The sequence below is a fragment of the Mesorhizobium sp. M0106 genome, from assembly GCF_040322715.1.
In the GTDB taxonomy this organism is placed as follows: domain Bacteria; phylum Pseudomonadota; class Alphaproteobacteria; order Rhizobiales; family Rhizobiaceae; genus Mesorhizobium.
On the sequence record NZ_JAMYUA010000076.1, the window covers coordinates 1 to 17296 of the forward strand.

Consider the following 17296-nt stretch of genomic DNA (forward strand, 5'->3'; position numbering starts at 1 on the left):
TTGGGACTCCGAGAAGCCAGAGCAAAATGCCACGTCCCATGGATGCCTCCTGCGGCGATTGTGATCAACTACAATGCCTTGAAAGCCTTTCCGTTCCGGCGGTCCTGGTGATCTTTGTTGCGTTGCAGCAGTCGTATTGGTGCGCCAAGGCGCACCAATACACTTCATGCCTGCTGGCTGGGTATCTGGATGGCGGCTCAGATGTCCAGATTGGCAACCGACAGCGCGTTTTCCTGGATGAATTCGCGCCTTGGCTCGACCTCGTCGCCCATCAGCCGTGAAAACAAGCTGTCCGCATCAGTCGCGTCATTGACCTTGACCTGTAACAGCGAGCGCACATTCGGGTCGAGCGTCGTTTCCCAGAGCTGCTCGGCGTTCATTTCGCCAAGGCCCTTGTAGCGCTGCATGGTCAGGCCCTTGCGGCCGGTGGCAAACACGGCATTGAGCAGTGCCAGCGGCCCCGAAATGGTTTCCGAGACATCCTTGCGGCGCAGCACCGGCGGCTCGCCGTAGATTTCCGCCAGGCGCGGCGCATAGCGGTCGAGCTGGCGTGCGTCGGCGGAATTGATCAGCGCCAGGTCGAGATGCGCGAACTCCTTGACGCTGCGCACCGTTCGCTCGAAGACATAGCCGCCAATGCCCTCGTTCGAGGTCGACATGCGGCCGATCCAGCCGCGCTCGGTGTCCTCGGCGATAATGTCGAGACGACGGGCAACACGCTCGGCCGTCTCGTTGGCGCGGCGGAGGTCGGTGAATATCTCCGGGTTGAGCGCGCCGGCAATCGCTGCCTGCTCGACCACGCCTCTGTTATAGCGCGTGTGCAATCCGTTGATGAGCTGGCGGACAGCCAAGGCGTCGTCGATGGCACTGCGCAGGTCCTGCCCGGCCCGCACCTCGCCTGTGCTGAGCGCAAGCGACGCTTCTTCCAGCCCGGAGCCGATCAGGAATTCCTCGAAGGCGGCTTCGTCCTTGATGTATTGCGAGCTCTTCCCGCGCGTCACCTTGTAGAGCGGCGGCTGCGCGATGTAGAGATGACCGCGTTCGATCAGTTCCGGCATCTGGCGGAAGAAGAAGGTCAGCAGCAAGGTGCGGATGTGGGCGCCGTCGACATCGGCGTCGGTCATCAGGATGATCTTGTGGTAGCGCAGCTTGTCGGCGTTGAACTCGTCCTTGCCGATCGAGGTGCCGAGCGCGGTGATCAGCGTGCCGATCATGTCGGAGCCGAGCATGCGGTCGAAGCGGGCGCGCTCGACATTGAGGATCTTGCCGCGCAGCGGAAGAATGGCCTGGTTCTGGCGCGAACGGCCGCCCTTGGCCGAGCCGCCGGCGCTGTCGCCCTCGACGATAAAGATCTCGGATTTCGCCGGATCGCGCTCCTGGCAATCGGCCAGCTTGCCGGGCAGCGAGGTAACGCCGAGCGAACTCTTGCGGGTGATGTCGCGTGCCTTGCGCGCGGCTTCGCGCGCGGCAGCGGCCTGGATGACCTTCTCGATGACCGCCTTGCCCTCGGTCGGGTGCTCCTCGAGCCAGGTGCCGAGCGCTTCGTTGACAAGCCCTTCGACCACCGGGCGGACCTCGGACGACACCAGCTTGTCCTTGGTCTGCGAGGAGAATTTCGGGTCGGGAACCTTGACCGACAGCACCGCGGTCAGCCCTTCGCGGCAATCATCGCCGATTAGCGCCACTTTTTCCTTCTTGGTCAGGCCCGAGGAGTCGCCATAGCCGGTTATCTGGCGCGTCAGCGCGCCGCGGAAGCCTGCCAGATGCGTGCCGCCGTCGCGTTGCGGGATGTTGTTGGTGAAGGCCAGCACGTTCTCGTGGTAGCTGTCGTTCCACCACATGGCGACTTCGACCGTGATGCCGTCGCGCTCGGCGCGGATCGAAATCGGCTTGTCGAGCAACGGCTTCTTCGTCCGGTCGAGATATCGGACGAACTCTTCCAGCCCGCCATCGTAGTGCAGTTCATGGCGCACGATGTCGGCATGGCGGGCATCGGTCAAAACGATGCGCACGCCGGAGTTCAGGAAGGCGAGCTCGCGCAGCCGATGCTCCAGCGTACCGTAGTCGAATTCGACCATGGTGAAAGTCTCGGACGACGGCAAAAACGTGATTTCGCTGCCGCTGCGCCCTTCATAGGTGCCGGGGACCTTGTCTTGTTCATAACTGCCGGTGATGCGCAGCGGCGCGTCGGCATTGCCATGCGTGAAGCTCATCTCGTAGATCTGGCCGTTGCGGCGGATCTTCAGTTTCAGCCAGGCCGACAGGGCGTTGACGACCGACACGCCGACGCCGTGCAGGCCGCCTGACACCTTGTAGGAGTTCTGGTCGAACTTGCCGCCGGCATGCAGCTGCGTCATGATCACTTCGGCCGCCGAAATGCCTTCGCCGGTGTGGATATCGGTCGGAATGCCGCGGCCATTGTCGATGACCGTCACCGATCCGTCCGGATTGAGCGTCACCGTCACCAGGTCGGCATGGCCGGCCAGTGCTTCGTCGATGGCGTTGTCGACGACTTCATAGACCATGTGGTGCAGGCCCGAGCCGTCGTCGGTATCGCCGATATACATGCCCGGCCGCTTGCGAACGGCATCCAAGCCCTTCAAAACCTTGATGGAATCGGCGCCGTATTCGGCTTCAACGCCGTTGGCGATGTCGGTCTGGTCGCTCATGAAAACCTGTCTGATTGATGCCGTGTGCAGAGCGCGAAAAATCGGCTTCGAATCGCGCATTTCTAATGTCGTAGATATAGGCGCAAAAGGCGGTTTTTCCAAGGTTTGCAGGCATTTCGGAACGGAATGACCATCGCGTGAGCCGGCTACCGGCGCCTGGCTTCGATCCTGGCCAGCCGCTCACGTAAAAACTTGATCATGAACTTGTGGCGCGGTGCCAACCGCCCGCTCCGGTCGAGCTCGAGCGTCATGTCGAGCGCCTTGGAAAGCACAGCCTTCGGGTCCTTTGCGACTTGGGCGTAGTCGATATAGGCGACCACCAGGTCGCGCTGCCAGGTGGCGTTGTCCGGATCGGACCGGGCAAGTTTCTCGCGAATGGCCAGGCTGTCCTGAAGGGCTTGCCGGGCGCCCCTGACGTCGCGCTGCCTGAGGCGCAGCGTGGCGACTTCGGACAGCGTTATCGATAAGTCCCGCTGCCAGTCGGAATTGGCGGGATCGAGCTTGGCCAGCCTCTGCGCAATCGCGTAGCTGTCCAGATAGGCTTTCAGCGCGCCTTTGTGGTCGCCCTGTATCGCCAGGACGCCGGCGACTTTCTCGATGCACACGGACAGGTCGCGCTGCCATTCGGTGTTGTTCGGGTCGCCGGCGGCGAGCGCGCTGGCCTGGGAAAGTGCCTCACGATAAGCCGAAAGTGCCGCCGGCCAATTCTGCTGGTCGCTCAGCGCATTGCCGATCTTGGCGTTGCCGACCGACAGGTCGCGCTTCAACTCGGTGTCGTCCGGATCGCGTTTCGCCAGTTGTTTGACGATCGCCAGACCTTCCTTGTAGGCCGCCAGCGCCCCGGCGGCGTCGCCGCGTTCGCGCAGCAGGTCGCCTATCGTATCGTGGCTGACCGAGACGTCACGCTGCCGGTCGGCGTCTCCCGGTTTGTCCGCCGCCAGCGCCAGCCGCACCTTCAGGCTCTCTTCATAGGCCGCCTGTGCGTTTTCCAGTTGGCCTGCGATATGGGCAAGGTGACCGATCTCATCGTAGGTGATGGTCAGGTCGCGCTGCAGTTCGGCACGGTCGGGCTCTCCGGCGGCGAGCTGCTTCTTGATGGACAGGCTTTCCTGGTAGACCTCTGCGGCGCCGGCCAGATCGCCTTGCGTCGCCAATACGTTGCCGATCTTGTCGTCGGCCATGGCGAGGTCGCCGAACCACTCCAGATCGTCCGGTTCTGCCTCGGTCAGGCCCTGCAGAATGGTCTTGGCGGTCTCATAATTCTGCAGCGCTGACGGCAGATTGCCTTGCGCCATCCGCATGTTGCCCAGCTTGACGTGGCTGACGGCGAAGTCGCGCTTCACGTTGGGATCGGTTTCATGATGCGACCGCCGCTCGAGATCGGCTTGCAGCGCCTCGAAGGCACGGCCAGCCGCATCGATATTGCCGACCGTGGTATAGAGCTTGCCGAGCTCGTCCAGCGTGCGGATCAAGCGGTCGGCGTCGTCGAGCGACAGCACAACCTGTCCGGCTTCGCCATAAAGCGCGAGCACGGATTCATAGTCCCTGATGGCTGTGGCGTAGTCGAGGTCGGCGCGCGCGGCCCCGCCGGACAGATAGCGCGTTGCGGCCTCGGAGAGCGTGCGGCTGACGAAATTGGCCTTCAGCGCGTTGCGCGAGACATTGTCGATCTCGGCTGCCTCGGCGAGCTTTTTACGCGCGGCATCGAACGCTCCCAGCGAAAGCTGCTCTTCGGCCTGCCGGCGCAACGCTGCCACCCGCAGATCGTCGGAGCCAAGCGTCTGCATTTCGCTCCGCACCTTGACGAAGGCGTCGGCTGCCTCACGCAGCCTGGCGTTCAGACTGTCCGCGGAGAGGTGGCCGGCATCGGAACTGATCAACGCGCCATAGAGCGGTGCCAGCGGCATGTCGGCGTCGCTGGCGATCTTCTCCACTTCGCCGCGCATCGCGGGCGTCACCTCGGCCATGGCCAGCAACAGGCGTTCGCGTTCCGGCAATTTCTCCTTGGCCGAGGCGGCAAAGAACAGCTGCGGCAGGCCGCTCTCGACATAGGGCAATTGCTTGCCGCGCGAGAGGTCGTAGACCTCCTGCTGCACGAGCGTCAGCACGGAGCGGATCTCGAGACCTTCGGTGCCGAGGTATTTCGTCAGCGCCGCGGTAAACGGCGAATTCTGGTCCGTCCCATCCGCGGCGGTCTCGCCGGGCGCCGCCGAGAAGGCAAACAGGATGTTTTCTGCCCGCCCGATGCGGCCAAGACCCGGCCGGACCTTGTCGCTGACCTCTTTTACCAGCGCCGTTGCGCCGCGGCCTTCGCCGCCCGTAGCCGCAAACGGATCGCTGCGGCAGGCATCGAGCACGATCAGTCCGACCTTGCTGGTGGCGGCGACGGTCGCGCGGATCTCCTCCAGCGGCAGGCTGGTCCTTTCCAGCGTAGCGAGCGACGACGCGTCTGCATCGACCGGCAGGAGCCGGTTCTCGCCGGCGATCTCGACGCCGTGGCCGGAGAAGAACACCAGCGCCACGTCGGCGCCTTTGGCATCCTCGCGGAAATCGTCGAGCGCCCGGCGCATGCGCCGCAGGTCGCGGTTGGTTTCGAGGAAGACCTCGAAATCGAGCTTCCTCAGCACCGTTTCCATGACCTCGCCGTCATTGACGGGATTGGCGAGCGGCCGGATCAGCCGATAGTCGTTCTCGGCGATGACCAGCGCAACGCGCCGCTCCGCCGCAGCAGCGGAACCGGTCGAGAGGATCAGCAGCAAGGCAAACAGAAGACGCAAATCGAACCGCCCCGGCTCGGTCATTTGCCGGAGCATTCCATCTCTTTATGGCATGAGCAAGTTACGGCATCGGCAAGCTGGGCCGTTCGCGTTGTCAGCCGACCCGCATCGGCTTCAGCGCTTCGCTCCAGCGGAACAGCTCGTCCAGCATGGTCCTGGCCCCGCCGAGCACCTGCTCGCTGGGGAAGAAGGCGCCGGTCTCGTCGAGCAGCTTCTGGTACATCGGCAGCGCCACGCCTTCCGGAATCGGCATGACGCCGACGGAGGTCAGCAGCGGTTTGATCGCCTGCGCCGCTCGCAGGCCACCGGAGACACCGCCGTAGCTGAGGATGGCGGCCGGCTTGTATCGCCATTCCCTGAGCAGGTAGTCGACCGCGTTGACGATCGCGGGGGCTGCGAAATAATTGTATTCCGGCGCTACGAAGACGAATGCGTCGGCGGCGTCGATTGCCTTCGACCACGCTTTCGTGTGGCTGTTTTCGTATTTGGCGAGTCTCGGATGATGCGGCTCGTCCAGCACCGGCAAGTTGAAGGCGGCGATGTCGGTGAGCACCGGCTCGAATTTCCCGTGCTCGCGCGCAAAGCTCTCCAGCCAATTTGCGAAAACCGGCCCGGCGCGGCCCGGCCGCGTGCTGCCGATGATGACGTTCAACTGGTGCTTCAAGGCAGGCTCCCGCCGGTTAGTGGCATCTGTGGTGCTGCCACCTAAGACACGCAGCCCGACACAGCAAGCAGGCACTTTCCGGTGCCCCGGTCACATTCCAGAGAGCGGATGCATCACCTTGTCGTCCACTCACATGGACGCCTGCCTTGCCCGCCACTACATTGAGGTGTCAGCGGAGCAAGTCATGGACAGTCAGCCCGTCCCCTTCGTCCCGCCGGCGCCGAAGCCGCGCACCGCGCCGCCCTCGACGCTGGAGATGATCCGCATCGTCTACCGCAATCCGCTCGAACTGTGGGGCGAGCCGACCTACAACGAGCCCTGGATTTCGGTGACCGGCATCGGCGGGCCGCTGGTCATCGCCAACGACCCCGGTCTCATTCGCCACGTGCTTGTCGATAACGCCAAGAACTACAAGATGGCGACGGTTCGCCAGCTGATCCTGCGGCCGATCCTGCGCGACGGCTTGCTGACCGCCGAGGGCGAGGTGTGGAGGCGTTCACGCAAGGCGATGGCGCCGGTGTTCACGCCGCGCCATATCTTTGGTTTTGCCGAGCCGATGCTGAGGCGCACGCGGGAGTTCGTCACGCGCTACGAGGGCGGCGGTACGTTCGACATCGCTCACGACATGACGCTGCTTACCTTTGACATCCTGGCCGAGACGCTGTTTTCCGGTGAGATTTCAGGCGAGCCGGGCAGCTTTGCCAAGGAGATCGACCGCCTGTTCGAGACCATGGGTCGGGTCGATCCACTCGACCTTTTGCGGGCACCCGATTGGCTGCCGCGTCTGACCCGCATCCGCGGCCGCAAGACCATGGCCTACTTCCGCAAGATCGTCACCGACACGGTGCAAATGCGCGAGGCGCGGTTGAAGCGTGATCCGGACACGGTGCCGCAGGATTTTCTCACGCTGCTGTTGAAAGCGGAGGGACCGGGCGGGCTGACCCGGGCCGAGGTCGAGGACAACATCATCACCTTTATCGGTGCCGGCCACGAGACTACGGCCAGGGCGCTCGGCTGGACGCTCTACTGCCTTGCCGAAGCGCCGTGGGAGCGCGAAAAGATCGAGCGCGAGATCGATGCCGTGCTGGCGCGTGAGCCCGACCCGACGAAATGGCTCGACGCCATGCCGCTCACCCGCGCCGCCTTCGACGAGGCGCTCAGGCTCTATCCGCCGGCGCCGTCGATCAACCGCGAACCGATCGAGCCCGAAACCTGGAACGGCCTCTACATACCGCGACGTGCCGCGGTGCTGGTGATGCCGTGGGTCGTCCACCGCCATCGGAAATTGTGGGACCGGCCCGACGCTTTCATGCCGGAACGCTTCCATCCGGGAAACCGCGAAAAGATCGATCGTTTCCAGTATTTGCCGTTCGGCGCCGGCCCCCGCGTCTGCATCGGCGCCAGCTTCGCCATGCAGGAGGCGATCATCGCGTTGGCGATCATGCTGTCGCGCTACCGTTTCGACGCCACCGCGGAAACCCGCCCCTGGCCGGTGCAGAAGCTGACGACGCAGCCGCAAGGCGGCCTGCCGATGCAGGTCACCCGGCGCGGCTCGTAGGCAACCGCACGTCCGTTCGTGTTATGCGGCGGACTTGCGTTGGAACTGGCCGGCGGCGCGGTAGCGCCAGAGATAGCTGGGCAGAATGGTTCCGATCGACCGTGGCTGGATCCCGAGGCCGGCGAGCGTCCTGTTGTCCTTGACGGCGGCTTCCGACACCACATTGTGCTGGCGCAACAGCAGGACCTGGTCCTTGGTCAACAACGGATTGGGCAGCAGCCCGAGAATTGATGCCTGGAGGTTCGCCAGCCACCATGGCACGGGCAGCAAAAACCGCTTGCGTTCGATGATGACAAGCAGCTCTTGCATGCATTCCTTGAAGGTAAGCACCTGCGGCCCGCCGAGTTCATAGATCCGGCCGCCCTGGACCTTGCCGTCGACCGAGTGCGCCACCGCTTCGGCGACGTCGCCGACATAGACCGGCTGGAATTTCGTCTGCCCCCCGCCGATCAGCGGCAGCACTGGGGAAAAGCGGGCCATGTTGGCAAAGCGGTTGAAGAAACCGTCCTCCGGCCCGAAATTGATCGATGGCCGCAAGATCACGGCGTCTTGGACCGTCTCAAGAACGGCCTTTTCGCCGAGCGCCTTGGTACGCGCGTAGTCCGATTGCGCGTGGAGGTCCGCTCCCAGAGCCGAAATGTGGGTGAGGCCGGCGCCGACGGCGCGCGCCGCTTCGGCAATAGCGCGCGCGCCGAACTCGTGGACGGCAGTAAATTTCTGCCGGCCGGCCTCATGCGCGATCGCCACCAGATTGACGACATGGTCGGCGCCTTGCACGGCGCGGTCGACCGACCAGCGCACCCGGACATTGGCCTGCACCGGCTGAATCTGCCCGACATTGCCAAGCGGTTGCAAATGGCCGGCGAGATCGGGCCGACGGCAGGCGACCCGGATGCGGTAGCCGCGCTTGGCCAGCGCCCGCACGACATGACGACCGACAAAGCCGGAGCCGCCGAAAACGACGACGAGCTTTGGGGTCTGAAGGATTTCGGTCATGGCTGGCTCCGGCGTGCTATCCAGATGGTTTGGTTTGAAGCCGTTTCATAGTCGGTTTCGCACCAAAGGCAAAGGGCGACCATGGGTCGCCCGGCATTGTTGAAGCATGATTTCCGGTATCAGTTGGAAACGGCAGAAAACCCGCCGACGCCCGGCTTTAGGTAACTCCATTCGGGACAGGAACCTTTGTTCCGGCCGGCGATTTTAGGATGTATGGTTTGATTCCGAATGGAGGATATTGCCGATGACGACAAAACGCGTTGCGATCTTCGCTCTGGCGTTCGCAACAGGCTGCAGCGTCGGTGCCTCGGCATTCGCGGCAAACCGGCATCACCACCAAGCTCAACCCGAACGCTACGTTCCGGCCAACGGCAACATCATCGACATTCTGTTCGGTGGCCCGCGCTACTATGACAACCACCTGTTCACGACGGCCGCCGAACCCTGCTCCTACAACAGGGTAGGGCCGGACGCGAATGCGGCGAACGTCATCAACGATCATTATTGCGGGAAGTAGGCTCGCGCTGCCGGATCGGCCGGCCTCGTCAGCCGCTCATCGGACAAACGAATTTCTTCAGGACGAATAGCGCGCGGCGAATTCGGAAATGCGTTGCACCACGGCTTTCGGCGCGCTTATGCCGCGCGCCGCCGCCTTCTCCGCGGCCTCGGCCCGGGCACGCCCCGGCACATGCACGCCATAGCGCCGCCGCAGCCGGTCGAGCTGATCCTTCATCCGCTTTTCGAAGTCCGGATCGAGCAGCTTGGGCTCGACGGCAAGCACGAACAGGCCGGTCCCCGGACTGTCCGGCCCGCCGCTGAACCATGGCGCATCGAGCGACCAGTTGGCGCCCGACAGGCCCGCAGCCAGCACCTCGACCATCAACGCGATGTTGGCGCCGCGCTGGCCGCCGAAGGCAAGCATGGCGCCCTTCATGGCAGCTGCCGGGTCCGTGGTCGGATTGCCGCTGGCATCCAGTGCCCAGCCTTCGGGTATCTTCTTGCCGTCCTCGGCCGCCTTGCGGATGTTGACGAAGGCGGTGGCGCTCGACGACTGGTCGATGACCAGCGCCGCCCCGTCCGCGGCGGGTGCCGCAAAGGACATCGGGTTGGTGCAGTAGACCGGCTTGACCGAGCCCGAGCCGGCAAGCACGGCCGGGCCGTTGGTGGCGGCGAACGATACCAATCCCTGCGCGGCCAGCCGTCCGGTGAAATAGCCGAGCGCGCCGCATGTATAGGCATTCTTCTGTGAAAAGATGGCGACGCCGAACAGTCGCGCCGCCTTGGCGAGGTCATCGATCGTGCGGTCGAAACCGGTATGCGCCAGTCCGCCGCGGGCATCGGAGAGATAGACTGCGAGCGCCGGCCTGGTGATCACCGGATCGGCATTGCCGTCGATACGGCCGGCTTCCAGCGCTTCGAGATAATCGATGAAATGCGACAGCCCGACGGTCGACAGTCCTTCCGCCTCGGCCGCGACGATCGAGGCAGCCAGCGACTGCGCTGCCTCTTCGTTTGCGCCGGCGCCAAGTGCGGCCATCCGGCACAGCCCTGTCGCCTGGTCGAGACTGAGTTGCATTGTGATTGCCATGGATATCTGAGGGAATGGGTGAATGGTGAGTGGGATTTAGCCGGTAACACTACGGGCTACTCACTACTGACTATTCACCATTCACCATTCACCTAACCAATCTTGTTCGGAATCCGCGCCTCGATCTTGCCCAGAGCGAAGACGAGGATGCCGGTGATCGCCATATAGATCAACGCCAGGAGCAGCAAGGGTTCATAGGTGAGGTAGGTATCCTGACGGACCTTTGAAGAGACGGCGAATATATCGATCACGCTGATGGTCGCCACCAGCGGCGTCGATTTCAGCTGCAGCACGGTTTCGCCCGTCAGTGTCGGCAGCGCGCGATAGAAGGCCTGCGGCAGCCAGATTCGCTGGAATGTCTTCCAACGGCTCATGCCGAAAGCGCGGGCTGCTTCCAATTGGCCTTTCGGCACGCCGGCAAAAGCGCCTCGCATCACCTCGCCCTCATAGCCGGCGAAGGACAGCGTCAGCCCGAGAACGCCATAGGGCCATGCCTGCCTGAGATACGGCCACATCCAGGACTCGCGAATCCACGGATATTGTGGAAACAGCGAGCCCAGCCCGTAATAGAGCAGCCAGAGCTGCAGCAGCAGCGGTGTTCCCCTGATGACGGTGCAGAAGACCTTGGCGGGTGCCGCGAACCAGACGGGGCCGGCAGCCTGCGCCAGGCCGAGCGGCACGGCGAGCAGGAAACCCAGTATGCAGGTGACGGCAAGAATCCACAGCGCGCGCCAGATGCCGAGCAACCCCATCCCGTAATATTTAGGCAGCCAGTCCCAGCGCATGAAGACAGCCGCCGCCAAAACCAGTCCCAGCGCGATCAGGATCAGCACGATACGATGCGGCTTCAGCCACAGCGAAGCGCGTGCGGCTATCTCGACGGCCGCTTCGCCAGTCATCACCGGGCCAGCCATCAACGGGCCTCCTTGAGCGAGGGCATGCCGCGGCGGGCCCAGCTCTCGATGCGGCCGATGATCAGGTTGGAAACCAGCGTCAACAGAAGGTAGATCGCGCCGGCGGCGACAAAGAATGTCAGATAGGCTTTGGTGACGCCGGCCGCCTGCCGTGTCGCCAATGTCAGCTCGAAAAAGCCGACGACCGCCAGCAGGGCGGTGTCCTTGGTGGCGATCAGCCAAAGATTGGCAAGGCCGGGTATGGCGAACGGCAGCATCGCCGGCAGCGTGATGCGCCGCAGCAGCAGGCCGGGAGACATGCCATAGGCGCGCGCGGCTTCGATCTGGCCCTGCGGAATGGCGAGGATCGCCCCGCGGATCACCTCGGTCGAATAGGCGCCCTGGACGAAGCCGAGCACGGCAATGCCGGCCGCCAGCCCGCTAATGTCCATGCGCTGATAGCCCATTGCCGTCAGCATCTGATTGATCAGGTCGGTGCCGGCGTAATAGAGCAGAAGGATCAGCACCAGCTCCGGCACGGCGCGCACGACGGTCGTATAGACTGCCAGGAGATCGCGCACCACCGGACCACCATACAGCTTGCCGGAGGCGCCGCCGATACCGATCAAAAGGCCGAGACAGGTGGCGCCGACCGCAATCTCGATCGTATGGAGCAGCCCGACGATGAGCGTTCCACCCCAGCCCGGCGGCACGGGCGAGAGAAGCGCGATGGCAGAGGCGGCCCAAGCCGGAACAAATGCGTCGATCAGCGTCGCCCTCGAATTGCTGGCGCTAAAACCGCCGGCGATTTCCGCCCGCGGAAGCTCGCGTCGATGGATTTCGACCAACCACGCGGCTCTATCGGGGCCGCGTGGTTAATCGCTCATGGATGAGGCCGTCAGTTCGACTGCGTGTCGGAGCCGTAAATATCAAAGTCGAAGTACTTCTTCGAAATCTCGTCATATTTGCCGTTGGCGCGGATGGCCTTGATACCGGCGTTGATCTTTTCCTTCAACGCGGTGTCTTCCTTGCGGACGCCGGCGCCGACGCCGGGCCCGAGAATGGCCAGATCCGGCGCGACCATGCCTTTCAGATCGCAGCATTGCTTGCCCTGGTCCGATTTCAGGAAGGCGTCGAGGGCGATGGAATCGGCCTGCACCGCGTCGACCCGGCCGGCGGCAAGATCCTGGTTGGCCTCGTCCTGGGTCTGGTATTCCTTGATTTCCGCCGCGTCGGCGAAGTGCTTCTTGGCGTAGTCGGCGTGTACGGTCGAGACCTGGACGCCGATGATCTTGCCCTTGAGGTCCTCCGGTGTCGAGCCGAACTTCTGGTCCTTCGGCCCGATGATCGCAGTCGGGGTGTTGTAATATTTGTCGGAGAAGGCGATCGTCTTCTCGCGCTCGGCGGTGATCGACATCGAGGCGGCGATAAGATCGATCTTCTTAGTCGTCAGCGCCGGAATGATGCCGTCCCAGGCGACGGGGGTGATGACGCAGTCGAGCTTCTCCTCGGCGCAGACGGCATCGATGAATTCGATCTCCCAGCCGACCCATTTGCCGGAAGCGTCCGGCGAGGCGAAGGGCGGATAGGGTTCGGCGGCGACGCCGATCTTGACCGGATCGGCCTTGGCCACGCCCATCGCGGCAACGCCGAGCAGCAGCGCTGCGGCAAAGGTCTTGAGAATAATCTTCATCGTCATGACTCCCAGTTTTGTTGTTGTTCCCGGTTTTCGTCCGCCCACAGTTTAACTGATGTTGCGGATGAACTGCTTCAGCCTTTCGGATTTCGGCGCGCCGAAGATCTGTTCCGGCGGCCCTTCTTCCTCGACCAGCCCGTTGTGGAGGTAGACGACATGCGTCGCGACCTCGCGGGCAAACTTCATCTCATGGGTGACCAGCACCATAGTGCGGCCTTCGCGCGCCAGGTCGCCGATCACCTTCAGCACCTCGCCGACCAGCTCCGGATCGAGCGCCGAGGTCGGCTCGTCGAACAGCATGACGCGCGGGTTGATGGCCAACGCCCTGGCGATCGCGGCGCGCTGCTGTTGGCCGCCCGACAGATAAGCGGGATAGACGTCGCGTTTTTCGGCCAGGCCGACGCGGGCGAGCAATTTTTCCGCCTCGCCGATCGCCACATCGCGCTTGACGCCGAGCACATGCACGGGAACCTCGATGACGTTCTCGATCAACGTCATGTGGCTCCACAGATTGAAGTTCTGGAAGACCATGCCGAGCTTGGAGCGGATGCGTTCGATCTGCTTGCGGTCGGCGGGCACGGTGTGGCCGTAGCTGTCGGCCTTCAGCTTTATCTCTTCGCCATTGACCCGGATGATGCCGCTGGTCGGGTTCTCCAGGCAGTTGATGCAGCGCAGCAGCGTCGATTTGCCCGAGCCGCTGCCGCCGATGATGGCGATCACCTCGCCATCGCGCGCCGACAGCGAAACGCCCTTCAATACATGCAGCTTGCCGAAATTCTTGTGCAGGTTCTCGACGTGGATGGCTTCGGCGGCGCCGTTCTGCGCCGTATGCTTCAGGGCGGTGGCCGGCGCTGTCATCGTCGCGGCGCCCCGCGGAGCAGCCGAGGCAGTGCTTGCTGGAATTTTTTACCCATTACCCGTCACTGGACTGCGTTCCGATTGTCAAGATGGACCGTTCCGCTTGCCTCCGTCAACCGCAGTTTTTGGACCATTGATCACGGCCTGCCGAGTGGCTATTGGCAGGAGGGGCGCGTTTCAGGAGAACTTAGTGGGCAAAGCATACGGGTCGCAGTCGATGGCCGGGCCGCTGCAGCGCGTGCTGATGCGCTCCGCCGCCAGCGCCATGCGTCGGGCCGAAGCGCTGGAGTGGCACTATGGCCCCGGCTTCGATCCGCAAAAAGCGGCGGCCCAGCACGATGCGCTGGCCAGGCTGATTTCTGTCTCAGGCGCCGAAATCGAATGGCTGAGCGACGCCGATGACGGGCTTGCCGATTCGGTCTTTACCCACGATCCGTCGCTGATGACCGACCATGGCGCGGTCATCCTTGCCATGGGCAAGGCGCTGCGCCGGCGAGAGCCCGGCCTGCACGAGGCAGCCTACGGGCGCATGGGCATCCCCATCCTCGGCCGTATCGAGGCTCCCGGCCAGGTCGAGGGCGGCGACTGCGTGTGGGTGGATGCAAACACGCTGGCCGTCGGCCGCGGCGTGCGCACCAATCAGCACGGCATCCAGCAGCTCTCCAACCTGCTTTCACCCAAGGGCATCCAGGTCTATGGCTTCGACCTGCCGCTCTGGCAGGGCGAGGAGGCCTGCCTGCATCTGATGTCGGTGATCAGCCCGCTCGCAGACGATCTGGCGCTGGTCTATGCGCCGCTCCTGCCGGTCGCCTTCCACCAGATGCTGCGCGAACGCGGCATTCGGCTGGTCGAGGGCGACGCCGACGAATTCTTCGCCTCGAATGGGCTCAGCCTGAACGTGCTGCCGACCGCGCCGCGCCAGGTTATCGCCGTTGCCGGTTTTCCGAAGACGGCGGCTGCCATGCAAGCCGCCGGCTGTACGGTCTCGACATTCGAGGCCGATGCGCTGTGCATTGCCTGCGAGGGCGGCCCTACCTGCCTCACGCGCCCGGTGCTAAGACAATGACGACCATCGGCGAAGCGCTCATCACCTTGCTCGAAGCGCACGGCGTCGACACCGTCTTCGGCATTCCCGGCGTACACACGGTCGAGCTCTATCGCGGGCTTGCGCGATCGAAGATCCGTCACGTCACGCCGCGCCACGAGCAGGGCGCCGGCTTCATGGCTGACGGCTATGCGCGCGCCAGCGGCAGGCCGGGTATCGCCTTCGTCATCACCGGGCCGGGGCTGACCAACACCATCACCGCCATGGGTCAGGCGCGCGCCGATTCGGTGCCGATGCTGGTAATCTCGGGCGTCAACGCCACACCGACGCTGGGCAAAGGCCTTGGCCATCTGCATGAACTGCCGGACCAGCGCGGCATGATGGAGAAGGTGGCGCTGTTTTCGCACCGTGTCACCGAGGCCGGCGAACTGCCCGGCGTGCTAGCCCGCGCCTTTGCGCTGTTCTCATCCTCGCGTCCGGGTCCGGTGCATATCGAGATCCCGACCGATGTCATGATCCTGCCGGCAGACGGCATCGTGCCGCTGCTGCGGAATTCAGCGCCGCCCGAGCCGGATGTAGCGGCGATTGCCGAGGCGGCAAGGCTATGCGCGTCTTCCCGCCGGCCGCTTATCCTCGCCGGCGGCGGCGCCAAAGCGGCCGAAGCGCCGTTGCAGCGCCTGGCCGAGAGGTTGGGAGCGCCGGTCGTCCAGACCGCCAATGCGCGCGGCCTGCTCTATCGCCATCCGCTTGGCGTGCCGGCCAGCCCCAGCCTGAAGGCGGTGCGTGCGCTGATGGCCGGCGCCGATCTGGTCATTGCCGCCGGCACCGAATTCGGTCCGACCGACTATGATGGCTATGGCGACGGCGGTTTTGTCCTGCCTGCCAATCTGATCCGCATCGACATCGGCGCCGACCAGCTTGCCCGCCGGCCGGCCCGGATTTCGATCCAGGCCGATTGCGGAGCGGCGCTCAAGGCGCTGCTTGCCGAAATCGGCACGCACGAGACGCCATTGGATGATGGTTCAGCCCGCGCCGCCGCGACGCGGCAGGCGGCCTTTGCCGAGATCGGCCCGGCCATGCAGGCGCAACTGCGCGCCGTCGAGACGATCCGCGATGCGCTGCCTGGCGCGATCATCGTCGGCGATTCGACCCAGCCGGTCTACGCCGCCAACCTCTATTACGATCACGACCGGCCGGGCGGCTGGTTCAACGCGGCCACCGGCTTCGGCGCGCTCGGCTATGGCCCGCCGGCGGCGATCGGTGCCGTCCTTGCCAGGCCTGAGGCGCCGGTCGTTTGCCTCACCGGCGACGGCGGCTTCCAGTTCACCCTGCCGGAACTGGGCGCCGCGCTCGACGCTGCGGCGCCGGTGATCTTCACAGTCTGGAACAATCGTGGCTACCGCGAGATCGAAACCTCGATGCTCGACGTCGGCGTCGAGCCGGTCGGCGTCTCCCCGGCACCGCCGGATTTCTGCAAATTGGCCGAAGCCTACGGCATTGCCGCCGAGCGGATTTCCGGCACCGGCGGCTTGGCGGACGCGCTTGGGCGCGCGCGGGCGACTGGACGACCTTACGTCGTCGAGATTTCGGTTGAGTGATCGCGCGAAAGGCGCGACCTTCCGCATCGGCGGCGCGCAATGACGGAGCGGTCGAATATGACGGAAACACTGGACGGCAGACATATCGTGGTGACCGGCGGCACCGGTGCCCTTGGCGGCGCGGTCGTAGGAAAACTGCTGGAGCAGGGCGCGATCTGCCATGTGCCCAATGCCCACGCTGCCGCGCCTGCGCATTTTCCCTTTCCGGCGCATGACCGCGTCAGGCTGGCGCACAATGTCGACCTTGCCGACCCTGCCAAGGTCGACGCCTTCTATGCCAGCGTTCCGAATTTATGGGCATCGGTGCATCTGGCCGGCGGCTTCACCGCCGCGCCGGTCGAGAAGATCGAGCCCGCCTCCTTCGCCGAGATGATGGATACCAATGCCCGCACCACCTTCCTGTGCTGCCGCGCGGCGATACGCTCGATGCTGGAATCTTCCGTGCCGGGCCGCATCGTCAATGTCACCGCGCGAGCCGGGCTCGATCCGCGGCGCGGCTCCGGCAAGGTGGCCTACGCCGCCGCCAAGGCGGCAGTCGCCGCGATGACCGTGGCGATAGCCGAAGAGCTGAAGGGCAACGGCATCCTGGTCAACGCCGTGGCGCCCTCGACGCTCGACACGCCGGCCAACCGGGCTGACATGCCGAACGCAGATTTCAGCAGATGGGTCAGCCTTGAAGCGGCCGCCGAGGCCATTGCTTATCTCGCCTCGCCGGCCAACATGGCGATCAGCGGCACGCTGGTGCCACTCTACGGCCGGGCCTGAGCCTGCGGTCCGTCGCAAGCAAAAGGTCACAAGCAAAAGCCCCGCCGGACCGTTCCGGCGGGGCTTTTGTTTCGTTTATAACCCGCGCGAGGCGCGGTGTTGGCTTAGAGCCTTTCACGTTTTGATGGAAGCGTAGCCGGCGTTTGCGAAGTAGTTGTTGCATTCGGTTGCCTCGATCGTTTCAACGAG

The 17296-nt window shown here is 64.2% G+C and carries 14 protein-coding genes; 5 read left to right on the plus strand and 9 right to left on the minus strand.

Going from position 1 to position 17296, the window contains the following annotated elements:
• Window positions 1-197 precede the first annotated feature (197 nt).
• The 3 genes from gyrB to NKJ55_RS33845 form a co-directional block, all read right to left on the minus strand.
• Complete coding sequence (gene gyrB, locus NKJ55_RS33835; RefSeq protein WP_352453677.1) at window positions 198-2669, minus strand: DNA topoisomerase (ATP-hydrolyzing) subunit B; 2472 nt, start codon at window positions 2667-2669, stop codon at window positions 198-200.
• A 146-nt stretch (window positions 2670-2815) separates the two neighbouring features.
• Window positions 2816-5482: a caspase family protein gene (locus tag NKJ55_RS33840; protein ID WP_352453678.1), complete on the minus strand. Its 2667-nt coding sequence runs from the start codon at window positions 5480-5482 to the stop codon at window positions 2816-2818.
• A gap of 58 nt (window positions 5483-5540) precedes the next feature.
• Window positions 5541-6110: an NADPH-dependent FMN reductase gene (locus tag NKJ55_RS33845; RefSeq protein WP_352453679.1), complete on the minus strand. Its 570-nt coding sequence runs from the start codon at window positions 6108-6110 to the stop codon at window positions 5541-5543.
• A 184-nt stretch (window positions 6111-6294) separates the two neighbouring features.
• Between NKJ55_RS33845 and NKJ55_RS33850 the strand changes: the two genes are divergently transcribed.
• Window positions 6295-7668 carry a cytochrome P450 gene (locus NKJ55_RS33850; protein ID WP_352453680.1) on the plus strand — a complete coding sequence of 458 codons (1374 nt, stop codon included), beginning with the start codon at window positions 6295-6297 and terminating at the stop codon, window positions 7666-7668.
• Window positions 7669-7689: 21 nt separating this feature from the next.
• On the opposite strand, the gene NKJ55_RS33855 is transcribed toward NKJ55_RS33850, so the two are convergent.
• Entirely contained in the window at window positions 7690-8664 is a 975-nt protein-coding gene (locus tag NKJ55_RS33855) for a complex I NDUFA9 subunit family protein (protein ID WP_352453681.1), read from the minus strand.
• 244 nt (window positions 8665-8908) lie between these two features.
• Between NKJ55_RS33855 and NKJ55_RS33860 the strand changes: the two genes are divergently transcribed.
• Window positions 8909-9181: a hypothetical protein gene (locus tag NKJ55_RS33860; protein WP_352453682.1), complete on the plus strand. Its 273-nt coding sequence runs from the start codon at window positions 8909-8911 to the stop codon at window positions 9179-9181.
• Between the two features lie 57 nt (window positions 9182-9238).
• On the opposite strand, the gene NKJ55_RS33865 is transcribed toward NKJ55_RS33860, so the two are convergent.
• The 5 genes from NKJ55_RS33865 to NKJ55_RS33885 all read right to left on the minus strand — a co-directional run bounded on the left by NKJ55_RS33865 (window position 9239) and on the right by NKJ55_RS33885 (window position 13699).
• On the minus strand, window positions 9239-10240 hold the full coding sequence (locus NKJ55_RS33865) for an Ldh family oxidoreductase (RefSeq protein ID WP_023676270.1): 1002 nt from the start codon (window positions 10238-10240) through the stop codon (window positions 9239-9241).
• Between the two features lie 104 nt (window positions 10241-10344).
• A complete protein-coding gene (locus NKJ55_RS33870; protein ID WP_352453686.1) occupies window positions 10345-11151 on the minus strand; it encodes an ABC transporter permease in 807 nt (268 codons plus the stop codon).
• Window positions 11152-11165: 14 nt separating this feature from the next.
• Window positions 11166-11831: an ABC transporter permease gene (locus tag NKJ55_RS33875; RefSeq protein ID WP_352453687.1), complete on the minus strand. Its 666-nt coding sequence runs from the start codon at window positions 11829-11831 to the stop codon at window positions 11166-11168.
• Between the two features lie 212 nt (window positions 11832-12043).
• Window positions 12044-12838 (minus strand): transporter substrate-binding domain-containing protein, encoded by a 795-nt coding sequence (locus NKJ55_RS33880; protein WP_352453683.1) that lies wholly within the window; start codon window positions 12836-12838, stop codon window positions 12044-12046.
• Window positions 12839-12889: 51 nt separating this feature from the next.
• The gene (locus tag NKJ55_RS33885; RefSeq protein ID WP_023676274.1) at window positions 12890-13699 is read right to left on the minus strand and encodes an ABC transporter ATP-binding protein; all 810 of its coding nucleotides are present in this window, start codon (window positions 13697-13699) and stop codon (window positions 12890-12892) included.
• A 217-nt stretch (window positions 13700-13916) separates the two neighbouring features.
• On the opposite strand from NKJ55_RS33885, the gene NKJ55_RS33890 reads away from it, so the two are divergent.
• The 3 genes from NKJ55_RS33890 to NKJ55_RS33900 are packed head-to-tail and all read left to right on the plus strand — an operon-like array spanning window position 13917 to window position 17107.
• Complete coding sequence (locus NKJ55_RS33890; protein WP_352453688.1) at window positions 13917-14765, plus strand: dimethylarginine dimethylaminohydrolase family protein; 849 nt, start codon at window positions 13917-13919, stop codon at window positions 14763-14765.
• Window positions 14762-16342: a 5-guanidino-2-oxopentanoate decarboxylase gene (locus tag NKJ55_RS33895; RefSeq protein WP_352453684.1), complete on the plus strand. Its 1581-nt coding sequence runs from the start codon at window positions 14762-14764 to the stop codon at window positions 16340-16342. Before NKJ55_RS33890 ends, NKJ55_RS33895 begins: the two co-directional genes overlap by 4 nt.
• A gap of 57 nt (window positions 16343-16399) precedes the next feature.
• Window positions 16400-17107: an SDR family NAD(P)-dependent oxidoreductase gene (locus tag NKJ55_RS33900; RefSeq protein ID WP_352453685.1), complete on the plus strand. Its 708-nt coding sequence runs from the start codon at window positions 16400-16402 to the stop codon at window positions 17105-17107.
• The last annotated feature ends 189 nt before the right edge of the window (window positions 17108-17296 follow it).